Here is a 4440-nt window from a genome sequence, read left to right as displayed (position 1 = left end):
ATACGATGATCGACTGCATCCAATACCACTGCACCAAAATCAGAGGAGAGCTCCCCTCCAGCAAAGTCGGCGCGAACTGTGAAGCCGGGAATGGAGTTAAAGCAAAGTTGTTCGGGGGGGAGAATTGGCAGTGGGGTGAGTAATTGCAGGCATTTTTTACGAACCAGTTTCTTGATAATCCTCATTATATCAGATACTTGAAGCGCTATTTGTCCGATTTATGTAATATTCAGGCCAGGAGGCAATCAGGATGTTCTGTTTAATCTAGTGCTTTGTGTGTTATCGCACATACCAAAGAGAATTCCTGCTGTAGCATGACTTATGTAACGCCTACAGTGCGGGACGCCATCGATCAGAAGCATCAATACTTCTGAATATTATTTCCAGTTTGATGTGCTGAGTTAACACGCTAATCTGGAGCCTTAATCAAGGAGAAAACTCATGATAAATTTGGCGATTACTTTCTTAGTTATAGCAATAATTGCTGCTCTATTAGGCATTACCGGCGTCGCAGGTATTGCAATGGAAATGGCTTGGATTTTGTTTGTTATCGGTATTATTTTAGCGATTGTATTCTGGGTAATGGGACGACGTCCACCACCTGTGTGAATTTGTAATTGTAATGAATCATTAGATATAAACCGGTAATTTCTCATATAAGCAATTAAAGGTACTGATTCTGCAAATGTATCTAGCAAGTTAGGGTCCGCATTTTAAGAATATGGCAAGAAATAACTTACCTGTTTGGTGCCGAGAGAACTTTTTCGTTTTTCCTGAATTTAACGCAGGATGGACGGGAAAATTCCACCCCGTAGCGGCAAAGCCATTCATGCTTCGACAAGCCCAGCACGAACAGTTTGCAGGGCGAATTTGCGATTTCGGGAAGTTATTTTTAACGGAACCCTAAATTGCTATCTCAACTTTAATAAAAGGAGTAGTCACTATGAACTGGGATCAAGTCAAAGGCAATTGGACGCAGATCAAGGGTAAGGTACAGCAGCAATGGGGTGAATTGACGAATGATGATCTGGATATTATTGAAGGAAAGCGTGAAGAATTGATTGGCAGAATTCAGGAAAGATATGGAATTGCCAAGGAAGAAGCTGAAAAGCAAGTTGATGATTTTTCAGAAAAATGTAAATGAGGTATTTTTCTCTTAAAACGGAGATTTCAAATGAATAAATTAATGAAAAGGATCGTGGCCTTCATTACTTTCGCGTTTATTATCGTTGCACCCAATAGCTATTCACAAAGCTCCGTTCAAAGAATGGATGATGCAGAAACACGGGCTGATAGGTTGGAAGAAAAAGCGGATCAGATAAGAGAAGCAGATGAAGCTGCAAAAGAAGCAGTGGAAAAGAGGCGCGAGAATCAAGCCGACCAGATGGAGGATCGTGCGGATCAGCTTAGAGAGTCAGCTGAAGATGAAGCCGACAGATTAGAAGATCGTGCAGACAAAGTCAGGAATGGTTTTTAATTACGGCTCTTCATGAAAATTTGTGGGTAATGCTATAACGAACATGTAGCGAGAGTGATATTCTTTCTGGATTTTGAGGTACCAGGGTGGTGCATCCTGTTGCTCTTCTCAGAAGATGGAGGTGTTGAGCAACCTTCAATCAGAAGGAAAGGAATAGGATTCATATCAAGACTATCCTCAATCGTGTTCAAAAATTCAAGTCTTTTGTATTTTGTATATGGAACAGTTCGTTGGGTGGAAGATGCATTAGTCCCGACACTGGATGTTGAACTATAGCCACACAGGAACAGCCGCCCGGTGGTGTGTCGCGTATGTAGGCGCGTAAGAGGCCTGGTTACGACACGCTGCCGGTCGGTCGTATTGAGTTTATTCCCTTGTGGGGTAACAAGGTGTTTTTTCTCTATGCACCACGTCGTGTTGCGTGTCCTGATTGTGGCATTCGGGTGGAATGGATGCCTTGGGTTCAGGCAAACATCGGCTGACCGAGGCGTATAGTTGGTTTCTAGCAGGTTGGGCGAAGCGCTTGAGCCGGAAAGAAGTTGCCCAAGCATTCCATACAACCTGGGATCATGTATTCAGCTCAGTCGAACGGGTTGTGGTCTGGGGACGGGGCACCAGGATTTGTCGGGTATTAAGGCGATCGGTGCTGACGAAATTGCTTGGCAGCGAGGACACAGTTATTAACGCTGGTTTATCAGATTGATGCACACCGCTAGCGGTTGCTGTGGATTGGGGAGAAACGCACGGTCAAGACCTTGTTGCGTTTTTTCCGTTGGTTTGGGTTAGAACGGAGCCTGGCGTTGGAGTTTATCTGTAGCGATATATGGAAGCCGTACCTGAAGGTGATCGCTAAGAAGGCTGCGGGAGCCCTTCATATTTTGGATCGATTCCACATCATGGCGCATCTTGGCAAAGCAATTGATGAGGTATGTGCCCAGGAAGCAAAGGATTCGAAAAAAAGAAAGGCCTGAGTACTATTTTAACGAAAACCCGCTGGTTGCTACTCAAGCGGCCGGAGCACTTGACGGACAAACAGGAGACTCGGCTGTCTGAGTTGCTAAAGTATAATTTGAGATCGGTCAGAAGTTACTTGCTCAACGAAGAGTTTCAGCTCTTCTGGAAATACATCTCACCTTACTGGGCAGGCGCAGCTGGATGAATGTGCCGCAGAGATCAATAAACTCAAAGCAAAGGCAGATAAAGCAGAAGCTACTACGCAAATTGAATATTACAAGCAGATTGATGAGTTAAAATCCAAGCAAGCAACAGTGGATGGGAAGCTTGCGGAACTCAAAGAAGCCAGTGAAGATGCTTGGAAAGACCTCAAGTCTGGTGTTGAGAGTGCATGGGATACACTGGGTGGCGCGATAAAATCGGCTACTTCTAGATTTAAATAATAGCTTCTTCGATATAAGAATTTGGAAAAATCTATTAGAAATGATTTTTTACATTAGAGAAACTCTGGAAAGCTCGTATTTGTCATTTTGAGTATAGGGAAAAGTCATTAACAGTCAATGCAATAGATTTTTTGCCTTGCTCGAAATAACACTTGTTTAGAGCTCACTTGGTATGTTTCTACAACTAAACTACCACCTACTGAAAGTAGGTGGGTTAACGCAGCTTGGGTGCAGACGACTAAAGTCGTCTACCCGCACCAAGCTAAACGCGCATGAGTCAACACATTTAAGGTCAAGGTCACCGTCTAAAGACGATGGTTTTTACCAAATTTATGGAAATAAACAGCAATTGAACTTTATATGGGGTGAATTAAATTAACAAAATAAGCTTATCAACTTTTCTGATATCGTTATTCTTGATACTGGTAGGCTGTGTAGAACAACAAGGTCCTGCCAAGTGAGCGGGTGAAAAAATAGACAGAGGGATAGAGAACAACAAAAATGCAGTTAGTGGCGCTATTGAGAATGCCGGTGAGAAGATTGAAGATGCTACTAATCGTTGTTAACGTTGTTAAAAAATAATTAATAGCTATCTGTTGGCTTAAGTTATCACATAAAATTTTATTGCCCATCATTTTGTATATTTAAGGATACGATCACATGAATAAAGCTCAGATCGCACAATCAAAAGATAAGCTGAATCGACTGGCTTGGCTATTAGATAATACTTTCCGCATCCCAGGAACACAAATTCGATTCGGTCTTGATGGATTGATTGGATTGATTCCCGGGATTGGGGATGCTGCTGGGGCAGTAATCTCAAGCCACATTCTCACACAAGCAGCTCAAATGGGCGTGCCCAAATCAATTCTTCTAAAGATGGCTTTCAATATTGGATTAGATGCAATCTTGGGAATAATTCCTGTATTTGGAGATGTCTCAGATTTCATGTGGAAAGCCAATCAGCGTAATGTTCAGTTGCTCAATGATTATCTCGAACAACCAGAAAAAACGGTAACGCATAGTCGATTCTTTGTGGGGCTCATGGGTTTTGTGGTATTTTGCGGTGTAGCTTTTATCAGTATGCTGGGCTTTCTGTTGATACGTTGGCTTTGGTTGTCAGTCGAAGGAAACTGATATAAGAAAAGCCTACTTCACTGACCTCGTTTTAGCACTGCCTTACTGCGTTTTGTTGCTTTATAGAAGTCGAAATAAATATGGGCGATTAACCCAATTGAAGATCCACTCTTAAGAATGCAATCGGCAGTACTATGTTTCTATTCTTTGCTTTGCTAAAGGGCACCTCTAAAAATCCATATTTCGTCACAATACGTCGTTGTTCACAAAAAATGTTCCTTACATATCAATCATATGTTGCATCAGCATTTTTTGTTCTCGCCTCGTCTTGTTTAAAACTCTGAATTTAGAAGTGTCCTAAAGTCATTTCTGACAGATATGCTGGCCCTTCAGACTCTCAAGAAACACAATATATCCACATGATTAGTTGAATGATTTTTTAAGTTGATTGAGGAGCGGGAACGAGTTGCATACCAAGTTTTTCAGCGC

At 42.1% G+C, this 4440-nt stretch carries 8 protein-coding genes; 7 read left to right on the top strand and 1 reads right to left on the bottom strand.

Annotated elements, in window-relative coordinates; genetic code table 11:
- A partial coding sequence (locus tag BLW34_RS16645) for a hypothetical protein (RefSeq protein WP_143037972.1) occupies nt 1–185 on the bottom strand: 185 nt, incomplete at its 3' end.
- A gap of 256 nt (nt 186–441) precedes the next feature.
- Between BLW34_RS16645 and BLW34_RS14925 the strand changes: the two genes are divergently transcribed.
- From BLW34_RS14925 to BLW34_RS14885, 7 genes are all read left to right on the top strand, one after another.
- Nucleotides 442–609 (top strand): DUF1328 domain-containing protein, encoded by a 168-nt coding sequence (locus BLW34_RS14925; protein ID WP_090581275.1) that lies wholly within the window; start codon nt 442–444, stop codon nt 607–609.
- 334 nt (nt 610–943) lie between these two features.
- Nucleotides 944–1144, top strand: coding sequence for a CsbD family protein (locus BLW34_RS14915; protein ID WP_090581268.1), 201 nt, complete (start codon nt 944–946; stop codon nt 1142–1144).
- A 30-nt stretch (nt 1145–1174) separates the two neighbouring features.
- Entirely contained in the window at nt 1175–1477 is a 303-nt protein-coding gene (locus tag BLW34_RS14910; RefSeq protein WP_090581265.1) for a hypothetical protein, read from the top strand.
- A gap of 448 nt (nt 1478–1925) precedes the next feature.
- Nucleotides 1926–2180, top strand: coding sequence for a hypothetical protein (locus tag BLW34_RS14905; protein ID WP_090581263.1), 255 nt, complete (start codon nt 1926–1928; stop codon nt 2178–2180).
- A gap of 16 nt (nt 2181–2196) precedes the next feature.
- Nucleotides 2197–2448, top strand: a complete 252-nt coding sequence (locus tag BLW34_RS17580) for a transposase (RefSeq protein WP_090581261.1) — start codon at nt 2197–2199, stop codon at nt 2446–2448.
- Entirely contained in the window at nt 2406–2636 is a 231-nt protein-coding gene (locus BLW34_RS17575) for a transposase (protein ID WP_090581258.1), read from the top strand. Before BLW34_RS17580 ends, BLW34_RS17575 begins: the two co-directional genes overlap by 43 nt.
- An 898-nt stretch (nt 2637–3534) precedes the next feature.
- Nucleotides 3535–4011, top strand: a complete 477-nt coding sequence (locus BLW34_RS14885) for a DUF4112 domain-containing protein (protein WP_090581252.1) — start codon at nt 3535–3537, stop codon at nt 4009–4011.
- Nucleotides 4012–4440 lie beyond the last annotated feature (429 nt).

Origin of the sequence: Nitrosomonas sp. Nm58, from assembly GCF_900107335.1 — a bacterium.
In the GTDB taxonomy this organism is placed as follows: domain Bacteria; phylum Pseudomonadota; class Gammaproteobacteria; order Burkholderiales; family Nitrosomonadaceae; genus Nitrosomonas.
Note: the sequence above shows the minus strand (reverse complement) of the source record. Positions and strands in the feature narration are given on the sequence as shown.

What these genes read in the sequence shown, in the direction of transcription:
- BLW34_RS14910 (WP_090581265.1), top strand. Translation starts at nt 1,175, where the DNA reads ATGAATAAATTAATGAAAAGGATCGTGGCCTTCATTACTTTCGCGTTT.
- BLW34_RS14905 (WP_090581263.1), top strand. Translation starts at nt 1,926, where the DNA reads ATGGATGCCTTGGGTTCAGGCAAACATCGGCTGACCGAGGCGTATAGT.
- BLW34_RS14885 (WP_090581252.1), top strand. Translation starts at nt 3,535, where the DNA reads ATGAATAAAGCTCAGATCGCACAATCAAAAGATAAGCTGAATCGACTG.
- BLW34_RS14915 (WP_090581268.1), top strand. Translation starts at nt 944, where the DNA reads ATGAACTGGGATCAAGTCAAAGGCAATTGGACGCAGATCAAGGGTAAG.
- BLW34_RS17575 (WP_090581258.1), top strand. Translation starts at nt 2,406, where the DNA reads ATGTGCCCAGGAAGCAAAGGATTCGAAAAAAAGAAAGGCCTGAGTACT.
- BLW34_RS14925 (WP_090581275.1), top strand. Translation starts at nt 442, where the DNA reads ATGATAAATTTGGCGATTACTTTCTTAGTTATAGCAATAATTGCTGCT.